The organism is Nitrospirota bacterium, assembly GCA_015233895.1.
In the GTDB taxonomy this organism is placed as follows: domain Bacteria; phylum Nitrospirota; class Thermodesulfovibrionia; order Thermodesulfovibrionales; family Magnetobacteriaceae; genus Magnetomonas.
The window spans coordinates 1-20,093 of the sequence record JADFXG010000009.1; the positions used below are offsets into that span (position 1 = coordinate 1).

Below are 20,093 nucleotides of genomic sequence, written 5' to 3' on the forward strand. Positions count from 1 at the left end.
GACAGAGCATTTGAATATATCCGAAAAACCTTCTGTTAAGTCTTCAATTCGATTGTAAATACAGCTCCGCTATCAATATTTCTTACGTCGAGTTTACCGCCTATGGCGTCTTCTACTATCATCTTAGACATGTACAGCCCTATTCCCGTGCCTTTTTCCCCTTCCTTGGTTGTGAAATAAGGATCGAATATCTTATCGATTATCTCATCGGGAATTCCGCCGCCGCTGTCGCTTATCTCCATTCTTAGTGTGTCATCGTCCCTGTAAACATCGACAAGTATCATTCCCTCTTTGGCTGCATCCATCAAACCTTTTTGTTTTCTATCGACTATGGCGTCCCTGGAATTGCTTATGATGTTTAAGATGACGTGCGAGAGATAGTTTTTATAAGACGTTATTGTGATGGCGTCGCAGGGGATTACCTCGGAGTAATGGCCGAAGGACTCATTGTGAACATGACAGGTGATCCGGTAGCTTATCTTGTTGACTTTAAACTGGTGTGAAAGTAATGAAAACACATTCGCGGCGATTCCGATCAAATCGAATGTCTCTTTCCTCCTGCACGGATTGAAGAAGTTTTTAAAATCGTTCAGAGTATTCGACATAAAATTGATCTGCTTCATTACCTCCTTTACAGTTTTATCTATATAATCGTCGTCAATCTCTTTGTAGTTCCATGCATCCTTGAAGTCCTGGATGATAAGGCCAACGATGTTCAATGGTTGTTTCCACTGATGTGCCACAGCGGCCATCATCTCGCCCATAGCTGCCATCTTCGTCTGTTGAATAAGCATTTGTTCTTTTTGAAGTCTTTTTTTAATTTCATCATCGGCCTTTTTTTCTAAATTACAGGTTAACTCTTCAAGCTGCCTGGTTTTTTTATGTAAATCTTTCTCGATCTTTATTCGCTCCTCCACCTCTGCAATAAGTATATCGCGTGATACAGTTGTTTCTTTAAGTTCCTTTGTCATCAGGTTGATTGCTCTTACAATCTGGCTAATCTCACTGTTACTGCTGGCAGTTAGCTCATAATTAAAATCGCCTCTTCCTAAAACCTTCAAATCCTCGGATATTTCGCTAATCGGGACGGCAATGCCGCGATTTATAAAATAGGATAATATTATTATAAGCAACGTCAGAGAAATTATCAGGACAATTATAAATACATGGATTCTGTTATGAACCGACGATAATCTGTTAAAGTTTATTTCATAAATTTGAGAAGCAATCGAAACCACACTTTGAGATCTGCCTAATATTTGATAAATTCTGTTTTTCTCTGTCTCTAAAGATAAGGCCGTTTCTTTTACGCTTGTTTTCACCATGTTGTCATTAGTATTATTTAATTCCTGAAATAACAAATTAATATAGTTTAGATTGTTTTTTATGTCATCAAGCAGAAATTGTTCTTGTTTATCTTTAGATTGTATTGTTGATAAAAGTTTCGAAAGCGATTTATGTTTTAGCTGCCATTGAATGTAAACACGTTTTTTCATTACTCTCAGATGTTGTAAACTGTCGTAAATCAATATATTCATTTCAAAGACGTCTTTAACTAATTTTTCGGAAATATTTGTCTTGGCAGTCATTTCCTCGTCTTGTTGTTTTTCATGATAAAGGACAAAACTAATCAGCAGCAATGTTAATACAGATGCAACTATACTAATTCTTAATTTAGTTTTAATTCTCATAACAGGATTACCTTATTACAGTAACAGCTTCCGGTTTAACAGAGTTCAAACCGTCTGTATAAACAAACCAGAAATAATTTGGAATCTCCTTATTCTCTACAACCTTATAGTTAACCATCCACGTGGCTTGGTCCTCGAGTCTGTTTAGTAATGATTGTTCCAAAAATACCTTCAACTTCATATCCTGTAATATCTGTGATGTCTCATTGTAGCTAAGATCCAATTTTTTTGAAACAATGCCTTTTGCCTGTTCGGGATGCATTATCACAAACTCTTCGGCTTGAACCAATGCCCTTAATGTGTTTTTCACAACCTCCGGTTTGTTCTTTATAAAGCTGTTTAAAGCTACGATGTTATAGTTTTTTACCATGAGCAGTGGTTCGTCAAAAACTGTGGAATTATCTCCGAAAAATCTGACGGATTTTGTACTAAACGGTTCTCTTGTGGAGATGGCATCAACCTCTCCAAACGTAAATGAAGTAAATGTATCTGCCGGATTTTTGAAAATTATTTTTACATCTTCCTCGGGTATCCCAAATTTTAATAAAAACAGATGTAAATAATAATGAGGCCCCGTGCCTTTAGCCGTTCCTATACGTTTACCCTTCAGGTCTGTGGGGTTGACAATGCCTCTGTCCTTTCGTGCAATGATTCTTGGATCATTACCGGAGGAACCAATGGATGCGATAGCACTGAAATCCTGCCGTTTAAAGCTATTGAAGACGAAATTCATGTCCGTTGCAGTGGCCATATCAATTTTACCTTCTAACATATCTCTTATTGCAACGATTCCGCCCTCGATGTATTTAACCGTCATATCGAGGCCGTTTGCCGTGAAATAACCATTCTCCTCTGCTATCATACACAGTGCGGTCATAGGTTCTAATGCAACCCCAAGACTTACCTTTTCACGTACCGCTTTAGGTTTGCCATTTCTTGTTTGCATAGTAATGGTGAACACCATAAGTGTCACCACTATGAGCAATATTGATAATTTGACCTTTTTCATATTCCCCTGTTTAACACCATTTTAATACCAGATTGTCTTCCCAGACCTGTTAAATAACCTCTAAAAATAATATTCTACCCCTCCCTTGCACAATACAAAATACTCTCAGCCAAATACTCCAGATTAATCGGCTTTATTATATTTCTACAAACCGTATCACTTGTATGCTGTTCATCGTTATAAGCGGTGGTTATTATAATGGGCTGGGATTTACCGGTTTTCTGTATTTTTTCTATCATTGCCATTCCATCCATAACAGGCATTTGAATATCAGTTATCACTATATCAATTGCAGGTTCATTTGCTATATAAATATCCAAACCTTCTTTACCATTCTGAGCTTCATAAACAAAAGCTACCCTTCTCTTTAAAAAACGGGCAACCGTTCCTCTTATATGTGGATCATCTTCTACGTAAAGAACTGTTAATGTTTTCAGTAATTCATTCTCTGCTGTCATATCTCTATCCTAAACTCACACCATCCATCCATGTTCCTAACCGTAATAGTGCCTTTCATGTTTTTCTCTATTATTACCTTTGCCATATATAGCCCCAAACCAACTCCCTGTGACCTGTCTTTGGTGGTAAAGTACGGCTCAAACACTTTGTTTATTATATCATCAGGAATTTCACCACCATTGTCAGAAACAGATATAATTACTCTATTGGTAGTGGCATCCTTATTTAACTTTATTTTAATAATTCCATTAATGATATTATTTTGTTCAAATTTATCCTTGGCATTTGTTAGAATATTTAAAATTACATTGGCAAACTCATTCGGATATCCTTGTATAGTTAAACTCTCATCTAATTCATTATCGATAACAATACCTTTCTCTTTGATATACCCTGATAGCAGTGATTTGGCTCTGTTTATCTTATCAGCTATGTTGAACTCAGTTAGTTCTTTCTTTTGGATATAAAAATTTCTTAAATTATCTATTGTCGCCGATAGATTATTCAGTTCAGACATGGACTCTTCAATAATCTTAATCATATATGCTTCGTCTAATTCATCATGTATGTATGCATCTTTTATTTCCTGGATTGAAACTCCGATTGCACATAACGGTTGCCTCCAGTGGTGAGAGATATTTATAAGTAATTCACCCATGGCAGCCAGTTTGGACTGCTGGATCAGAATTTGCTCCTGTCTCCTGCCATCTTGTTCCGCGGCTTTTTTTTCTGTTATGTCAATGCAGGCGCCTGCCATAGAAATGATGTCTCCCCTGTCGTTCATAAACGGTACCCCGACGTACAGAATCCAGCACTCGGTGCCCTCAGGCAATATAATGCGGCATTCGAGGGAAAACTTTACTTTATTCACCATAGCGCTTCTAATAGCTTCCTCTACCTTTTCCCTGTCACCGGGATGTATTCGCTGAATAAAATCGTTTACAGGCTGGGTTGTTTCCCTGGGTATCAGTCCCAGAATGGCATTGAGGTTTTCATCACGAGTATCTTCACCGGAATCTACCATCCAGCGCCACGTTCCTATACGCGAGGCTGAAAGAACCGCGCTGAGCCTCTGTCTGCTATCTTGCAGAGCTTCCCGCATCTCCTTCATTTCAGTTACATCCTGAATTGTACCATAAAGGACTTTTACCGTGCCGTTAGAGCTGTACTTTACCTGGCCTATGGTGTAAATGTAACGGGTTTCTCCATTTCTTCTTATGATGCGGTACTCAAAGGGATGACCTCCCTTGTCCGTTATCCAGTGTTTTACGTTGTTATTGTGAAAATCCCTGTCGTCAGGATGGATAATATTCTTTAGGTCGTTATATGAGAGACTTGTTTCTTTTTTCTCCATGCCGTATATGGCGTATGCTTCATCGGACCATAGAACTCTGTCTTTGTCGATATCATATTCCCAACTACCTATATGTGCAATGCGCTGGGATTCTATAAGTTTAGCACTGCTCTCGCTGAGTTCCTTGTTTGTCACACATATAGTCTGGAGGTATTCCCTGTTTTGTACCGTTTTAACCACTACACCGGCAATGTTTTTAATAAATGGCTCATAGGGAATGTATTGTTCCAGGTTATGCAGTTTAGACAGGAAAACCCCCATAAATCGCTCTTTATCTTTTAAGGTAACGACTCTGTCGTTTTGAGATACGGTAAAGTTACATTTTTTTAATGATGAGTGGTCGCTGAAATCACAGTCGCCACACTTAAAAAACCGATCATGTAAGGAGTCGTAAACCGTACCGTTAATACATAGTAAAAGATGGGAAACACCGGGTATTTCAATTAAAGCATGCCCCAGGAATCCCACCATGCCTTCCATGGTTGGCATAACGTCAAGAGATTCCTGAATGACAAGCATCTTGCCAAGAATGTCTGCCTGTATTTGATTATCGTTCATACCCTCTTTCTCAACGGTTTTGGTATTTTATATTTCCCTGCTCTATTGATTTACTGAATACCTCTGGAGAAATACCTCAGGCTTGATGTAATAAGGATTGTAGAGTATGTTTCCTCTTACAACCATAAGAGGATGAACGCTCAATACGTCAAAAATGGTTCCACCGTCGAACTTTGTAGCGTCATACTGGCATATGCCCGTAATCGGATATTCGTTAAATAATATGTTGATCCTGCTCTCGTATTCTATTAACCGCTTCTTATCGATTGTGTCTTTAAGGGCCCAACCCATCTCTCCGCTTGCCCTGATCAAATTAAAACCTTCATCCAGGCTGGCGAAAAAGAAATCTTTAAGGAGAGACAGCATTCTATCAGGTATAAAAGTGCCGTCAGGGCAATAAACGGGAGAATTCATCCTGGCCACCAGTTGTTTAGTGCCTGCATATTTCGAAACCTCCACGCCAAGTTCCTTCATGTAGCCGTCTATGTCACTTTCGGTTGCAACGTCTGCGAAATAAGCGACTTTTTCCCCTGACACCAATCCACTCTCCACATACCTGGACATTACGGACTTACGCTCTGTGTCGTCGTTATAGATGTAACACATGTGGATTCCGTTTTGAAACTTCGTCTCGGTAAACCCTAAACTTATTTCCGTCCGAACTATATCCTTACTCATGTTATTACCTCCTTTTCGCTGGGCTGTTAACCCCCCTGCCCGGAGTGGCGTTCTATAATAAGGATTGCAGCACACACTCTTGTGAAAGATCTGCGGCGGCTGGAGTACACGCCCAGCCCGGCATTACTCTCTTTCGAGATACATCACAAGTACTAATATTATTATACAACAATTGGCGATTTCATACAATAACTCTAAATATTTATAGTGTTCAGACTTGATAATTTAGACAGAAAATTTCAATTTAACCATCTTTCTTTCCCAGATACGCATCCATTACTCTTTTTTCATTAAGCAGTTCTTTAGAATTCCCCTCCATTACGATCCTGCCGGTTTCCATTACATATGCGTAGTCAGATATACTTAAAGCCTTGTGAACATTTTGCTCAACCAACATAATGGTTACGCCGCTTTCGTTGATTTCGCTAATTATCTCAAATATGTGTTCTATAACTATGGGAGCCAGCCCAAGTGATGGTTCATCAAATAAAATGAATTTAGGTTTTGACATCAGCGCTCTCCCAATTGCAAGCATCTGCTGTTCACCGCCGGAAAGAGTCCCTGCCAATTGGTCTTTTCTTGAGCCAAGAATTGGAAATTTCTCAAGTATATTTTCCAAATCAGGCATAACTTCACGGTCCTGCCTTATGTAAGCTCCCATAAGCAGATTTTCAAGCACAGTCATCTTATTTAGAATCGCCCGTCCCTCTGGTACATAGGATATTCCCTTGCGTATTATCTCATCGGCTCTGAGGGTGTCAATCTTCATACCGTTATAGCGTATTTTACCGGAGAGAGGCGGAATTAATCCGGCTATCGTTTTCATTAGTGTGGTTTTGCCTGCTCCATTTGCGCCCACAAGCGAAACAACCTGTCTGTCCTTAACTCTTAGTGTAACCCCTCTTAAGGCTTCAACGTGGCCGTAACAAACCGAGAGCGAATCTATTTCAAGATCTGGCATTTTTCACAACCTCAGCTGTTTTACCAAGATAGGCCTCGATTACCTCTGGATTTTTTTGAATTTCCGCAGGGGTCCCCACTGCTATAACATGTCCGAAGTTAAGCGCAATAACGATGTCACATACGCCCATGACAAGTCCCATATCGTGCTCTATCAAAAGCACTGAAACCCCGTTGTCCCGTATTTCCATTATAAGTCTCATAATGTCCTGTGTCTCGGTATCGTTCATACCGGAGACAGGCTCATCCAAAAGCAAAAGCTGCGGGTTTAACGCTAAAGACCTGGCTATTTCCAGCCGTCTCTGCTGCCCATAGGAAAAATTATCTGAAATCTCATCAGCCTTTCCACTGAGCCCAACAAATGAAAGCAGTTGTTGAGCTTTTTCCAGTAACAACTGCTCCTGCCGCCTGTAGCCGGTAAATTTAAAAGCACACCTGCAAACTCCCCCTCTGCTTACAGAGTGCATTCCTGTCATGACGTTTTCAACCGCCTCCATCTGTCCAAACAGCTTTATGTTTTGAAACGTCCGTCCAATGCCAAGCTCTGCAATTCTGTATGGCCTGAGGCCGGTTATATCCTTGCCGTTAAAAATTATCCGTCCTGAGTCCTCTTTTGTTATCGAGGTTATGATATTAAAAAGTGTGGTTTTGCCTGCTCCGTTTGGGCCTATCAGGCCAACTATCTCTCCGGCTTTAACATTCAGGGAAACATCGCGTAGTGCTGTTACTCCTCCAAAATTTTTATTTATTAGTTTTAATTGCAGCATTATTTGTTTTTTTACCGTGTTTTCTGAAAAAGTTTTCAGTAATAATTCCCTCAGGTTTAAATGCCATCATAATGACAAGGATAGCTCCAAAAGCTACATACCGGTAGTCTTTGAGAAATCTTAGTGCCTCCGGTATGACTGTTAAAACAGTTGCTCCAAACACAGCGCCAAGTACATGCCCGCTCCCTCCCAACACGGTAAATATCAGCGCCTCCACTGCCCTGTGATATGTAAAGTCCGAGGGACTGATGTATGATACCGTATGGGCGTAGAGCGCCCCTGCAATTGCCGATATAAAGGCGCTTTGGCTAAATGCAAGCACCTTGTAGTAGTGAATGTTTATGCCAATGGATTCTGCCGCTGTCTCATCCAGTCTGATTGCATTGTTTGCCCTCCATATGCGGGTATTTCTTAGCGAAGCAAAAAACCAGACGAAAAATCCGGTGATGAAAAATAGTATCAAAAAGACCGTTAAATCGGATGCCACATTCTTATTGGAACTATCTATAATGCTTTGCTCCGTTAAAAATCTCACAGTACTGCTGCTGATTAACGGTATTGCGCTTATGCCTGTAGCGCCTCCGGTTATTGTTTCCCATTTTATGAAAATTACTCTCATCACCTCTCCAAACCCCAGTGTGGCAATGGCAAGATATACGCCTTTAAGGCGAAGTGATGGAACACCAACCAGAATTCCTACTAAAGTTGAAACTCCTCCGGCAATAACTATAGCAAAAGGTATTGGCAGGCCAAAGCGTGTTACGGCAATTGCCGATACATATGCGCCAAGTCCCATAAAACCGGCGCCTCCCAGTGAAAGCTGTCCGGTTGACAACGGAACATAGACTCCTAAAGCAAGCATGATGTTAATCAGTGTAAAGGAGCCTATCTGAATGTAGTATGAATTTAAATAGCTTAACACTTATACTTTTACTTTTTGAATTGTGCCGAACAGGCCCTGAGGTTTGATTAACAATACGGCCATTATAATTATAAAACCGATAATTTCCTTGTAGCCGGAATCTCCGTAAGCTACCACAAATGTCTCGGCAAGTCCCAGTAGAATGCCCCCTGTAACCGCTCCGTTAACGCTTCCCATGCCGCCTAAAATTATAATTGCAAGTCCTTTAAGCCCCATTGCCAGCCCTATTTCATTGTTTACACTGTTAAATGCCATTGCTACAAGCACTCCTGCCGCCCCTCCGGCACATGAGGCACTAACGACCGTGAAGGTTATAACTTTTGACGTGTTGACTCCCAAAAAAGCCGCAGTGTCAGGATTTTCCGAAACTGCCCTGAGTGCCCGTCCGCTTTTGGAGTTTTTCAGCCAAACGTATAAAAGTATTGTAATAGTAAAAGACACGGCAAGGATTACAATGTTTATTAAGTTTATATCTACGTCGCCCAGTTTAAAGTTAATTTCGGAAATTGAGGTCCTAAATGAAATCGTGTCGCTTCCAAAAAGCGCTCTGGCTATGTTTTCAAGTATAATCGAAACTCCTATTGTGCTGATTAGAGGAGCAAGAGGGGATGAGTTTTTCATCCTTCTTAATGGCCGCAGGGCAAATAGTTCAAGAGCATATCCTAACAGTCCGCTTACGATACACCCGCCCAAAAACCCCACCCATAGCGGCAGCCCCAGCTTGCTTACAATCAGCACAGCCGTAAAAGCTCCAAACATAAAAACTGCACCGTGTGCCATATTAAGAATATCCAGCACGCCAAAGATAAGTGTCAAGCCTAAAGCCGTTAAAGAGTATATGCTTCCAAGCGTTATCCCGTTTATTAGCTGCTCGATAAAAAGGTGCATAATGTGGATATTTATTATTGCAGAAGTTGGAACTTGCCGTCTTTGGCTATCAACACAAAAGGTTCCATATCAACGTCACGGTTTTGATCAAATGAGAATTTTCCAAGCACTCCGTTGAAATTTCTGACAGAAGCAAGCGCATCCCGAATTTTATTTCTGTCAGAGGAGGCAGCCGTCTTAATTGCGTGAGCCATAATAAACAATCCGTCATAGGCTTGAGCCGCGAACTGGTCTGGTTTGCTGCCATAGGCTTTCTCAAACTTGCCGATAAAATCCAAAACTTTAGGGTTTTCTACAGATTCGCTAAACCACGGGGTTGCAACTATCAGTACGTCTGAAGAGCTCCCGGCTATTTCAAATATCTTAGGGGAGTTAAAACCATTTCCGCCAATTACCGGCACAGTAATTCCCATTTTCCTTGCCTGATCCAAAATCACCCCGCCCTCGTTATAAAGCGCCGAGCACAACAGGGCATCCGGCGAGGTGGATTTAATCTTTGTAAGCTGGGCTTTAAAATCCGTCTGCCCTTTTTGAAATTTCTCTATGGTGGTGATATTTAATCCAAGAGCCTCTGCCGTTGATTTCATAGTGTCAAAAGCAGATTTGGTAAAAACGTCATCGTCACCGTAAAGCATGGCAACGTTTTTAATGTGATATTTCTCAATTGCCTTTTTAATAGCAAATGGAATCGCAATGGACTCAGGCATAGAATCTCTGAAAACGAATTGTCCGATGCCGGTTATACCGGAGGCTGTGTTTGAAGTAGCAAGGATTGGGATGCCGTTACCGTTTGCCTCAGGGCCCACCAACCGCATCTCGGTACTCAGTGTAGGCCCCAAAATTGCCGTAACCTTATCCGAGTTGATTAGTTTTTTAACTACCGAAAGCGCCTGCTCTTGTTTACCGGCAGAGTCCTCAATAATCAGCTCTATGTTTAAAGTGCCGGCTTTATTAATCTCTGAAGCGGCTAATTTAAATCCGTTTACTATAGAATTTCCATAACCGGCAGCAGGCCCACTAAGAGCTGCTATTATCCCTATTTTTATGGACTGCTGCTGATTAGGCTGTTCGCCTTTCACTTTCGGCACATCAACCTTACAGGAAAACAGCAGCAACGATACCGCTATAATTATTATCTTCTTTAGCTTCAATCTAACCATTAACCGCTTTGGATTTCATCTGAAATTTAAAACTTTCCGCTGCTTTGTGTCAATAGGGAGAGGGAAAGTAGTAATGAAGAGTAAAAATGAGAAAGTAGTAAGGGAGAGTAAGTGATAAGGGAAAGGGCTTTGCCCTTTCCCTTAAATCCTTTCCCACACGGGGAATGATTCCCCGTGACCCCCGGTTTTGTGGTTAGCGATTGGGTGGGTGTAGGGGCAACCCCCTGTGGTTGCCCTTGCTTTGTTAGTGTGCTTGTGATAAAAGAATTTTTCAACCGGCGTACCGCCGCTTAAAAAGTTTCAATTGCGAGCTTCGCCCGCAAAACAGACGATCAGATTAAAATTATCAGTCATGACGCAACCTTATATTTCTAAATTCCCTAAATGTTATATAATAAGACATTGTGGACTTACCATAAGGAGGTACAATGATTTTACAAAAAAAAGAAATATATAATCTGATAGATGACTTACCGGATTTGGTAGAAATTGATGAGGTCATCTACCGGTTGTATTTACGTCAGAAACTTGAATCTGCAGAAAGCGATATAAATGAAGACAATCTTATTTCACATGAGGACATGGTTAAGGAAACTGTGAATTGGTTCAAATAAAATGGACACTTACACATCCCCCCGCCGCTTAAAGAGTCTCAATGCAAGCGATGAAAGCCCAAGACGGATGGGCATTATTAAAGTAAGGAACTCTTGATAAGGGATTTTTCTCTTTTTTGTCATTCCCGTGAAAACGGGAATCCAGTCCCATGAGGTAGAGGCGAATAATTATTCACCATACTAAGACAATAATAATTTTTTTTCTAATGCGTTTGCCCTGATAGGAAAAGGGGGATTAAGGGTTATTTCATTTTTATTAAGTATTATTGCTCTAAAGTGTTGATGTGTTTTACTTTTTGTTTGTTATTTGGTATAACAAAAAGAGGAGGTAATTACATGAAATACAGAATATTGGTAGAACAAGACGAGGATGGAGTATTTATAGCACAGTGTCCGGCATTACCTGGCTGTGTATCTCAGGGTAAAACCAGGCAGGAGGCGATTACAAATATTGCAGATGCCATTAAAGGTTATATAGAGAGTTTAAAAAAGCACAGTGAAGCTATTCCGCCACCGATAGAAGAGGAATTAGTTGAGGTATTGGTTTGACCAGATTACCGGTATTATCAGGTAAAGATTTATGTAAAGCGTTAGAGAATTTCGGATATTTAATAGACCATCAAACATGAGGCCATATCATTCTTAGAAATCATCTTCCGCCTTACAGAAGAGCAGTAGTACCTAACCATAAAGAAATTGCAAAAGGAACTCTAAAAGCTATATTGAATCAAACCGGACTAACTATTGAAGAGCTAAACAAAGTTCTCTGAAATAATATCACATCTCATTGCGCGTTAAAGAAATCACCGCGTTGGAGCAAGCTTGAAGATTGCCCCCCACAGTGTTTGGAAATATGGGAATGCTGGTAAATTAATTCACCCCTTTATCCTTTTAACCCTTTTTTTGCAAATTCAAGATTTCTCTGCGTAGTTTGAACAGACGGATGGTTTTCATCAAAAAATTTTAATTTAATACTTAAAGCCTGCTCGTAATACTCAATAGCTTTTTCAGATTCACCAAGTTGGCTTAAAATGAATCCATAGGCAATCAGCAAAGCAGCTACATTTCCAGCATTTGCCTCTATCGCTCTTTTTATAACTGCATCGTCTATTTTATCTGCTATTTCCTTTTGCATGGAGCGTGTTTCTCTGAAGAGCAGCAAATTTTTCATGTGTGCGCTTAACCAAGCTGCATGTTTACAAGCGCCGAAAATATTATCTGTTTTTGTGGCGTGGTATAACGCCTCCTCCAAATACTTTGGCTCAGGATATTTATTATTTTTCAAACTTTTTTCAACTTCACCATCATACCAACCATAAGCATTATTGTGCATTTGGTGCTTTTCGGTATCATTGAGCTTATCCCACATCATGTCTCGTATCACAGGGGTCACCCAATAGTAAGCTTTTTTTTGAGCGTCCTGCTCTTTTTCCATGAATGTGAGGGTTACACCGCTGTCGGTTTTCTTTGTTAAATCCGCACCGGTAAAGGACATTAGCGGCATATCGTGTAGCTTTTTATTGAGGCGTCGTCCTTCAAATTCAAGTTTGAAGTCATACCGGCTTGTTATTATTATGTTGGTTATATAGTTAGCCCAATCAAGAGAGTACAAGAGCGGCCTTATAGCGTCAAGGGCATCACGCGTTATATGGAATTCGTCATTAGCCGAGCGCTCCAGCACCTGTTCAAAATCGTCAAACAAAAATATCGTAGGAATTTCTTTAAAGGTCGCTCTCATTAGCGCTTTAATTTGCTCGTCATAACCAATATCAGATTTTAGAATTTCTAAGCCATTTTTATTTCCATGTTTCTCTACCAAATCCTTGATTTTTGTAAGTATATCAAGTTTACTAAATTGCCCATGAAATACGATTAATTCCCTGTCACGAAACCGCTCGATCAGCTTACCGGAGAGGGTACTTTTCCCAACCCCTGCCACTCCCCGGATAAGCAGCCCAAACTTACTGTGTTCTTTTCCTTTCAAAATATTAATTCCATGCTGAACATATCGCCGCCTGCCGACAAATCCGGTCTCAAGCGCCTTAACCTGGGAATCCCCCAAATACGTATAAACCAACTTTCGCCGTGGCAGATATTTTAACTTCTGTCCGGCGGTTACTATAGGCTCAAGCGGACTCTCATCAGTAAATGCCCTAAGAATGTGCCACGAGTGGTAACTGTCTCTATATAATTGCCGTGTCTTTATGATGCTATCTGCAATACCCTTGCCCTCTGCGATGGTTTTATAAAGCTCCGCTCCCATACGCGTTGCACAAAAATCATAAACCGGCAGCCCCCAACCAAGCACTATGGGAATTCCTGCCTGTACCATCTTACATGCAAAAGACTGGCCGGAGCCGTCTCCCTTACCTGTTAAACATCCGGATAGAAAGAGCATTTTGGGTTTGAAACTCTCCAGCTTTTCCCATAATTTTTCGTGTGTCACCATATCGGGATTGCCTGTCTCATCCTCCATACAAAACACAGGGTTTTCATCAATATTGGCATGACCACTCATATGGACTATGTCGCTGCCGGCAATTTCATAGAGAGTATCATACAAGCCATCTATTGAGCCGGAATCCTCCACTGTGATATCAACAGGGATATGTCCCATTTTTTCAAGAATTAGTTCCTCCTCTTTGTCGTATTCAAGCACTGGCTTTACCCCAGCAGGGGATGAGGCCATAAAGAGGAGTTTTAGTGGATCATTATTTGGTTTTCGTTTTTTGTCTTTCCCGCGCAGCGCTGCCAGTCTTAACATATTGATTCTGTGGGTAAGGAGCAGAAACCCACCGTTATTAATTAACTCAAACGGTAAATCATTAAGCTCATCGGGTAGTTTTAGAAAAATATTAAGAATGTCGTCAGTATCGGATGCCTCTTTAATTTTTGAGGCTAATGTCCCGCCTGTACCGTTAAGTATGTCAAAGAGTGTTTTCCCCAGTCTTGCGCCTTCAGCAGGATTATTAGACCAGTGGTTTAATTTCAACGACTCAAGAGCTGTTTGAACGCTTTTTTCGTCAACACTATGAGATGGATAGTAATTAAACAGAATATCTCTGTTGTTTTTTGAGGATACCGTTTTTATTTCCACAGTAATATGCACCACTGAATGTAGCGAATAAGCATGATTAAAATCAATGTTTTTACACTATCCTAATTTCTACCCCACGGCAACTATTAAAAAAAATTTTTAATTTATAAAGAAAACTTGCAAAATAAAAATATTCGTGATATACTAACATCATAGTGAAAATTAAAAAAGTCGCGTTTATAGAATCTAAAGCGCCAGGTAACCACATATACAGCAGGTATCCTGTCCCCAGAGTGGGATCTGTGCTCCTTTCAACAATACTGACGGCTCATGGTTACGATGTTAAGGTATTCATAGAGGATCTGGCAAAGATAGACTGGCAGTACGTTGAGAGCTCTGATATCGTCTGTATTTCCACAATAACACCTACGGCAGTAAGAGCATACAAACATGCAAAGAGGGTGCAGGCACTGGGCATACCTGTGGTGATGGGCGGCGCTCACGTTTCTTTTATGTCTGAGGAGGCTTTGAACTACTCTGACTATGTGATTAGGGGTGAGGGTGATGAGTCAATAGTGGAGCTTTTCGACTTCCTTGAGAAGGGCTCGCCGGATATAAAGTCAATTAAAGGCCTTTCATACAGAGACAAGCAGGGTGCAGTTGTAAACAATGAGGCACGGCCTCTTCTGGCATCTCTCGATTGGCTGCCTATCCCTGACGTATCGCTTGTGCATGAATTTGATAAGTCCATTATATATCCAATATCGCTGTCACGCGGGTGCCCGTTTAACTGCAACTTCTGCTCTGTTATTAGGGTGTTTGGACGGCGTTACCGGTCTAAGTCTATAGAGAATTCAATGGCTGAGATCCGCTCAGCTACCAGTCATCCAAGGAAAAATATATTTTTTGTGGATGATAATTTCACAGCAAGCAAGAAAAGAGCAAAAACCCTCCTTAAGGAAATGGTCAACGAGAAGATGAAAACTGGCTACAATGCCCAGGTACGTACAGACATCGCAAAGGACCCGGAATTACTTGGGCTGTTGGCAGAATCCTGTTGTAGCACAGTTTATATAGGGTTTGAATCAATAAATCCTCAAACTCTGATTGAATACAATAAGGGGCAGGGTTTGAAGGAAATTAAGGACTGTATAAAAGCAGTAAAAGAGTATGGAATATCAATTCACGGGATGTTTGTCCTTGGCGCAGACAACGACGATGTTACAACGATTAGACAGACCGTTGAATTTGCAATAGAGCAGGGGATAGATACAATTCAGTTGATGATATTAACACCGCTTCCCGGCACACCGTTTTATAACGATATGTTGTCAAGCGGCAGATTGATTCATCAGGACTGGGCTAAGTTTGACGCTCACCACGTAACATTTAAGCCAAAGATACTAAGTCCTCAGACGCTACACATGGAAACATTAAAGGCTATGGGGCGCTTCTATTCGTGGAAATACATTTTCAGACACATGGCAAAGCTGGACTTTTTCCATGTTGCAGTAGGACTTTACGGAAAACATGCCGTAAAACAGGCATTAGTTGAAGCTAAAGAGTATCTGAACGTTATCACCCAACTGCTGGAAAATAATAATATATCTCAACATAACGTTTCTATTCAGTAATACCAAACCGCATTCCTTGTTTTAAACCCTGCAGATAGTTAATTCTACGCTGACTACGTGCTTATTTACCGCAGCATTTCTTGTATTTTTTACCGCTACCGCAAGAACAGGGTTCATTTCTACCGGGTTTTTTGTTTTTTCTGACAGTCTGTGGGGTTTCGTTATCGCTTCTGTTATAAAACACCGGTTGTCTTTTTTGTATGTTAGAACGCTCAATTTCCTCTTCTGAATGCACCTTTATGTGGAATAATCGTGTCAGAAATTCGCTTGTTACCCGGAAAGTCAAATCTGAAAACATTTCAAAGGCTTCTTTTTTATATTCCACGAGGGGGTCTTTTTGCCCGTAGCCGCGAAGTCCTATTCCCTCTTTAAGATGGTCCATGGCAAGCAGGTGGTCTTTCCACTGAGTGTCAAGAAGTTGAAGGAGGGTAACTTTTTCAAAATACCGCAGGACATGTTCCCCCATCTCATCTTCTTTCTTTTTGTACAACCCTTTTAACACAGCAGGTATCTTCTCTTTTAACGCATTTATGTGTTTAACGTCTTCAATTTGGCGTTTTAATTCTTTTTGAGAGATTGCAAATATACCAAACATTGAGTCCAGCAAACCGTCCATATCCCAGTTTTCACTGTAAGTGTCCTCAGGACACGAGCGCTCTAAAGTATCCGTAGCCGTATCTTCAATCATTTCTGTTATCTGCTCTTGAAGCGACTCTGCAGCAAGGATTTCCCTTCTGTAAGAGTAAATCTCAGTTCTTTGTTTGTTCATCACGTCATCGTATTCAAGGAGGTGTTTTCTTATATCAAAGTTGTGTGCCTCGACCTTTTTCTGAGCGTTGGCAATAGCCCGTGAGACCATTTTATTTTCAATTGGAACATCCTCCTCCATGCCGAGGCGTCCCATAAGTCCGGAGATTCTATCGGAACCAAAAATTCTCATTAGATCATCCTCAAGGGAAAGGAAAAACTTGGAGGTGCCGGGGTCGCCCTGACGTCCTGAGCGTCCTCGCAACTGGTTATCTATGCGGCGAGCCTCGTGGCGTTCTGTTCCCAGAATGAAAAGGCCTCCGGCCTCGATTACTTTCTCTTTGTCACTGGCGCAGATTTCCTCAGCTTTTGAGAGTGTATCTTTCCACTCCTCGTCTGTATATTCCTTGTTGTCTTTGAGCATATCGTGTGCCAGTCCCTTAGGGTTTCCCCCAAGTACGATGTCAGTGCCACGGCCAGCCATGTTGGTTGCTATAGTTACAGCGCCGCTTCTGCCAGCTTGTGCCACGATTTCTGCTTCTTTCTCATGGTATTTGGCGTTTAGCACGCTATGCGGGATGCCTGCCTTTTTAAGCTCTTTTGACAACACCTCTGACTTATCTATTGATATAGTACCGACTAAAACCGGCTGAGACTTAGAGTTACACTCTTTTATGGTTTCTATTACGGACTTATATTTAGCCTGTTCGTTTTTATATATTGAATCCGGTAAATCTGATCTGTTCATAGGCCTGTTAGTTGGTATAACCATAACGTCAAGGTTATAGATTTTTCCAAACTCCTCTGCCTCAGTGTCAGCGGTGCCTGTCATACCGGCAAGTTTATTGTACATTCTGAAGAAATTCTGAAACGTAATTGTGGCAAGGGTTTGGTTTTCACTCTCTATTTTTACGCCTTCTTTGGCCTCTATCGCCTGATGAAGACCATCTGACCAGCGTCTGCCGGGCATAAGGCGGCCTGTAAACTCATCTACGATGATTACCTCGCCATCGGTTACCACATAATCTGTGTCTTTTTTGTACATGTTGTGCGCCTTAAGCCCCTGAAGCACGTGATGAACCAGTTCTATGTTTATTGGGTCAAACAAGTTCTCCACACCAATCAGTCTTTCTGCGTGTAGAGCGCCCTCTTCAGTTAAAATTACATTTTTTTGCTTTTCATCAATAGTGTAATCTACTTCTTTTTTAAGTTTTGGGATCATTTTGTTAATTTTATAGTACTTGTCGGTAGATTCCTCAGAGGGACCGGATATAATTAGCGGAGTTCTGGCCTCGTCAATTAAAATGCTATCCACCTCATCCACGATGGCATAGTTAAGCTCACGCTGTGAAAACTCCTCCAATTCGTACTTCATATTGTCACGGAGGTAATCAAATCCGTACTCATTATTTGTGCCGTATGTTATGTCTGCCCGATACGCCTCCTGACGAGTACAGGGATTCAGAAAATCCAGCTTCTCGTACTCGGACTTATACGAGGGGTCATAGATAAAGGAATCGTCGTTTTGAATAGTTCCTATGGATAGTCCCAAAAAATTGTAGATGGGTCCCATCCACTGAGTGTCACGCCGCGCCAGGTAATCGTTAACAGTGACAACGTGTACCCCTCTGCCATCCAGTGCATTTAGGTAAACCGGAAGAGTTGCAACAAGGGTTTTGCCCTCACCGGTTTTCATCTCTGAGATTTTACCCTGATGAAGGACAATGCCTCCAACTAACTGCATATCAAAGTGGCGCATGGAAAGAATCCGCTTAGAGACCTCTCTAACTATGGCAAACGCTTCAGTCAGGATGTCATCCAGTGTTTCACCATTTTTGAGGCGGGTGCGAAACTCTCCGGTTTTGTCTTTTAGCTGTGAATCCGAGAGTTTTGATACTGCGGCCTCCTGATCATTTATAAGCTCTACCAGAGGCATGAGCTTTTTTAACTCACGCTCGTTTTTAGTGCCAAAAACCTTTTTTAATACATACCCTATCATTTTATTAGCCTTCTTTTATTTTGTCATTATTGTCGCTCTGTAAATAACCACATATTATATCATAATTGATGTATTTTTTTGATATTTTTTTTAGACTTTCACTGCTTACATCGCTAATAAAAGGGACTGTGCCGATTATTGGCACTCCTAAAGAAAACTCTGCTATTATCACGGGGTTAGTTTTGAGTGCTAAACTATCTGCCGTACTTGTGTGATTTATTATAATTCCAATGACGGATATTTTTCTGGCTTTGAGGAAATCAAGGGTAAGAAGGGTATGGTTTATAGCTCCCAGCCGGTTTTCACACACCACAATTACCGGCAATTGGAGCTCTGTTATAAGGTCATACACAAACTTGTCCGTTGTAATTGGTACCATAACGCCGCCAACTCCCTCAATCAAAAGGATTTTGGAGTTATCAACATTTTTTAGAGATGTTATAAATTCATCCCATAGAATGTTTTTGTTTTCAATTCTTGAAGCGGCAAGCGGACACAGGGGGTCTTTAAATCTGATGGGCGTGATGTCATCAACGTTTTCGTTTTTCATGGAGGGAATATTTGTAAGGTAGAACGAGCCATCCTCAGGGATTAAAATACCGCCATCTGATTTGCAGCCCGTTTCAATCGGTTTTCTGAGCGTTACGCTATAACCCATTTCACTTAACCCGATGGCAAGAAGCGTGGTTATCAGAGTCTTACCGACTCCGGTATCAGTGCCGGTAATGAAAAACCCTTTCATGGTCTGCTATCCAGTGTAAAAATTTGGCCTGTAACTTTTGTGGTTTTTAATATTGTGGCGATAAACATTGCCGCCTCCTTGGGACTGGAAAGAGTGCCAAGGACACTTTCTGTTTCAGCGCGTTTTAGGGCAGTCTCGTTTAATCGTCCCATTGTAGTATTAAGAAACCCGGGCAAAACCGTGTTTACTTTTATATTGTACTCCGAAAGTTCCTTTGTTAAACTCATGGAGAGTCCGATAAGTGCCGCCTTTGATGCGCTGTAGGCGCACTGTCCGGCACTCCCCCGTGTGGCTGAACGTGATGATATATTAATAATGTGAGGGTTATCCGAGTTTTTTAAAAATGGCACCATCTCCCTTATCAGATAAAACACTCCTGTCAAGTTAACAGCAATAACCTCATCCCAACTGCTTTCCGGATAGTTTACGATAAGACCGTCACGGCTCACTCCGGCAGAGTTTATAAGATAATCAAGTTTCCCAAAATTTTCGCGTACATAATCGGTAATTTTTGTGACATCTGACTTATTTCTAATATCGGCTTTCAATGTGTGCAGAGCTTTTCCAAAACCTTCAATTGAGATATCGTTGCTATTATAAATACCTATGACCTCTGTGGAATCCTTTAAGAGCGCCAGAGCAATCTCTTTTCCAAGACCGCCTGAAGCGCCGGTAATTAGAGTTATGGGCATTTGCTATGATTTTATCAGATTGAAGGGGATTGAAACAAGAATACGGAATATTAAGTAAGGGAAAGGGCGCTGCCCTTCCCCTTAGACCCCATCCTGCACGGGGAAATGATTCCCCCGTGACCCCTCGGTTTTGTTGTTAGCGATTTTTTATTATGTGTAGGGGCTGCCCCCTGTGGCTGCCC

17 protein-coding genes and 1 pseudogene are annotated in these 20,093 nt (G+C 41.2%); 4 read left to right on the forward strand and 14 right to left on the reverse strand.

Going from position 1 to position 20,093, the window contains the following annotated elements; genetic code table 11:
- Positions 1-35: 35 nt before the first annotated feature.
- The 10 genes from HQK88_08015 to HQK88_08060 all read right to left on the reverse strand — a co-directional run bounded on the left by HQK88_08015 (position 36) and on the right by HQK88_08060 (position 10,446).
- On the reverse strand, positions 36-1,691 hold the full coding sequence (locus HQK88_08015) for a HAMP domain-containing protein (protein MBF0616747.1): 1,656 nt from the start codon (positions 1,689-1,691) through the stop codon (positions 36-38).
- Positions 1,692-1,698: 7 nt separating this feature from the next.
- Complete coding sequence (locus HQK88_08020) at positions 1,699-2,700, reverse strand: ABC transporter substrate-binding protein (GenBank protein ID MBF0616748.1); 1,002 nt, start codon at positions 2,698-2,700, stop codon at positions 1,699-1,701.
- Positions 2,701-2,774: 74 nt separating this feature from the next.
- On the reverse strand, positions 2,775-3,158 hold the full coding sequence (locus HQK88_08025; GenBank protein MBF0616749.1) for a response regulator: 384 nt from the start codon (positions 3,156-3,158) through the stop codon (positions 2,775-2,777).
- Entirely contained in the window at positions 3,155-5,071 is a 1,917-nt protein-coding gene (locus HQK88_08030) for a PAS domain-containing sensor histidine kinase (GenBank protein MBF0616750.1), read from the reverse strand. Before HQK88_08030 ends, HQK88_08025 begins: the two co-directional genes overlap by 4 nt.
- A 42-nt stretch (positions 5,072-5,113) precedes the next feature.
- Positions 5,114-5,749 carry an MEDS domain-containing protein gene (locus tag HQK88_08035; GenBank protein ID MBF0616751.1) on the reverse strand — a complete coding sequence of 212 codons (636 nt, stop codon included), beginning with the start codon at positions 5,747-5,749 and terminating at the stop codon, positions 5,114-5,116.
- A 244-nt stretch (positions 5,750-5,993) separates the two neighbouring features.
- Positions 5,994-6,710 carry an ABC transporter ATP-binding protein gene (locus tag HQK88_08040; protein MBF0616752.1) on the reverse strand — a complete coding sequence of 239 codons (717 nt, stop codon included), beginning with the start codon at positions 6,708-6,710 and terminating at the stop codon, positions 5,994-5,996.
- Positions 6,697-7,479 carry an ABC transporter ATP-binding protein gene (locus HQK88_08045; protein ID MBF0616753.1) on the reverse strand — a complete coding sequence of 261 codons (783 nt, stop codon included), beginning with the start codon at positions 7,477-7,479 and terminating at the stop codon, positions 6,697-6,699. Before HQK88_08045 ends, HQK88_08040 begins: the two co-directional genes overlap by 14 nt.
- Positions 7,451-8,398 carry a branched-chain amino acid ABC transporter permease gene (locus HQK88_08050; protein ID MBF0616754.1) on the reverse strand — a complete coding sequence of 316 codons (948 nt, stop codon included), beginning with the start codon at positions 8,396-8,398 and terminating at the stop codon, positions 7,451-7,453. Before HQK88_08050 ends, HQK88_08045 begins: the two co-directional genes overlap by 29 nt.
- Positions 8,399-9,286: a branched-chain amino acid ABC transporter permease gene (locus HQK88_08055; GenBank protein MBF0616755.1), complete on the reverse strand. Its 888-nt coding sequence runs from the start codon at positions 9,284-9,286 to the stop codon at positions 8,399-8,401.
- 14 nt (positions 9,287-9,300) lie between these two features.
- Positions 9,301-10,446, reverse strand: a complete 1,146-nt coding sequence (locus HQK88_08060) for an ABC transporter substrate-binding protein (GenBank protein ID MBF0616756.1) — start codon at positions 10,444-10,446, stop codon at positions 9,301-9,303.
- A 428-nt stretch (positions 10,447-10,874) separates the two neighbouring features.
- Here HQK88_08060 and HQK88_08065 point away from each other — a divergent pair, with 428 nt between their 5' ends.
- The 3 genes and pseudogenes from HQK88_08065 (at position 10,875) to HQK88_08075 (ending at position 11,830) form a co-directional block, all read left to right on the forward strand.
- On the forward strand, positions 10,875-11,060 hold the full coding sequence (locus HQK88_08065; GenBank protein MBF0616757.1) for a hypothetical protein: 186 nt from the start codon (positions 10,875-10,877) through the stop codon (positions 11,058-11,060).
- Between the two features lie 336 nt (positions 11,061-11,396).
- Positions 11,397-11,609 carry a type II toxin-antitoxin system HicB family antitoxin gene (locus HQK88_08070; protein ID MBF0616758.1) on the forward strand — a complete coding sequence of 71 codons (213 nt, stop codon included), beginning with the start codon at positions 11,397-11,399 and terminating at the stop codon, positions 11,607-11,609.
- Positions 11,606-11,830, forward strand: a pseudogene (locus tag HQK88_08075) (type II toxin-antitoxin system HicA family toxin). The gene HQK88_08070 and the pseudogene HQK88_08075 overlap by 4 nt, the downstream one beginning before the upstream one ends.
- A gap of 113 nt (positions 11,831-11,943) precedes the next feature.
- Here HQK88_08075 and HQK88_08080 read toward each other — a convergent pair.
- Complete coding sequence (locus HQK88_08080) at positions 11,944-14,157, reverse strand: CHAT domain-containing protein (protein ID MBF0616759.1); 2,214 nt, start codon at positions 14,155-14,157, stop codon at positions 11,944-11,946.
- Positions 14,158-14,312: 155 nt separating this feature from the next.
- On the opposite strand from HQK88_08080, the gene HQK88_08085 reads away from it, so the two are divergent.
- Positions 14,313-15,731 carry a radical SAM protein gene (locus HQK88_08085; GenBank protein MBF0616760.1) on the forward strand — a complete coding sequence of 473 codons (1,419 nt, stop codon included), beginning with the start codon at positions 14,313-14,315 and terminating at the stop codon, positions 15,729-15,731.
- Positions 15,732-15,792: 61 nt separating this feature from the next.
- Here HQK88_08085 and secA read toward each other — a convergent pair whose 3' ends face one another.
- The 3 genes from secA to HQK88_08100 are packed head-to-tail and all read right to left on the reverse strand — an operon-like array spanning position 15,793 to position 19,911.
- Positions 15,793-18,477 (reverse strand): preprotein translocase subunit SecA, encoded by a 2,685-nt coding sequence (gene secA / locus HQK88_08090; protein ID MBF0616761.1) that lies wholly within the window; start codon positions 18,475-18,477, stop codon positions 15,793-15,795.
- A gap of 4 nt (positions 18,478-18,481) precedes the next feature.
- A complete protein-coding gene (gene bioD / locus HQK88_08095) occupies positions 18,482-19,219 on the reverse strand; it encodes a dethiobiotin synthase (protein ID MBF0616762.1) in 738 nt (245 codons plus the stop codon).
- Positions 19,216-19,911, reverse strand: a complete 696-nt coding sequence (locus HQK88_08100) for an SDR family oxidoreductase (GenBank protein ID MBF0616763.1) — start codon at positions 19,909-19,911, stop codon at positions 19,216-19,218. The genes bioD and HQK88_08100 overlap by 4 nt, the downstream gene beginning before the upstream one ends.
- Positions 19,912-20,093 lie beyond the last annotated feature (182 nt).